Origin of the sequence: Jingyaoa shaoxingensis, assembly GCF_014385005.1 — a bacterium.
GTDB lineage: Bacteria > Bacillota > Clostridia > Lachnospirales > Lachnospiraceae > Marvinbryantia > Marvinbryantia shaoxingensis.
In genome coordinates, this window is the sequence record NZ_JACRSZ010000064.1 from 1 (window position 1) to 825 (window position 825).

2 protein-coding genes are annotated in these 825 nt (G+C 37.0%); both read right to left on the minus strand.

Annotated elements, in window-relative coordinates; translation table 11 throughout:
• A partial coding sequence (locus H8716_RS17485; protein WP_249310233.1) for an IS3 family transposase occupies positions 1–452 on the minus strand: 452 nt, incomplete at its 3' end.
• The gene (locus H8716_RS17490) at positions 449–742 is read right to left on the minus strand and encodes a transposase (protein WP_025581345.1); all 294 of its coding nucleotides are present in this window, start codon (positions 740–742) and stop codon (positions 449–451) included. The genes H8716_RS17490 and H8716_RS17485, both read right to left, overlap by 4 nt.
• Positions 743–825 lie beyond the last annotated feature (83 nt).

The window sequence follows — 825 nt, forward strand, 5'->3', positions numbered from 1 at the left end:
GTCCAAATATAAGTGATATCTGAGCACCATACAGCATCTGGATGTTCTGGATTAAATTTTTCGTTCAAAATATTTTTTAGTTTCCGGCTTAGATCAGAATCAATGGTTGTTTGAGTATACGGTTTGATCCATTGCGCTTTTATTCCCATTTGACGCATATAATTTCCCACTGTTTTTTCAGTAATAGTTTCTCCGGATTTCCGCAATTCAGCTGCAATTTTAGGAGCACCATAGTTTTGATGTGAATCATCATAAATCTTTTGGATTTTTTCTTTTAAAACAGTTCGACGAAGAGACGTGTCCGAAGGAACCCGCTTCTTCCATGCATTATAACCAGATCGTGAAACGTTCAATTTTTTCAGTATCCCGCTGACAGAAACTTGACGTTTCACAGGCAGGTTGTTAATTTCTTCTACATATTTAGATGTAGCAGCGTAAAGAGTTTTTGTCATTTTCCCAGAATACCGATTGCTTTTTTTAACACTTCAAGTGCATCCTTTGTATCGCGTAATTCTCGTTGCAGACGTGCGATTTCTTTTGCTTCATCACTTGCGTAATTGCCTGAACCACGAGTAGGAACAGTTCCTTCATGTTCCTTTGCTGATTTCATCCAAGTCTTTAGTGCTGATTCACTAATTCCAAGATTTTCAGCACACTTACGAAGCGCAATCTCAGGATGCTCCAACCGATATCTTACTGCATCTTCCTTAAACTCTTGTGAATACCTTGTACCTCTTGCCATAACCATTCTCCTCTCTTGATCTATGACTATCATATAATATTTATTGAAAATGGTCATGTTTATTTTGTACTATTTATATTCTA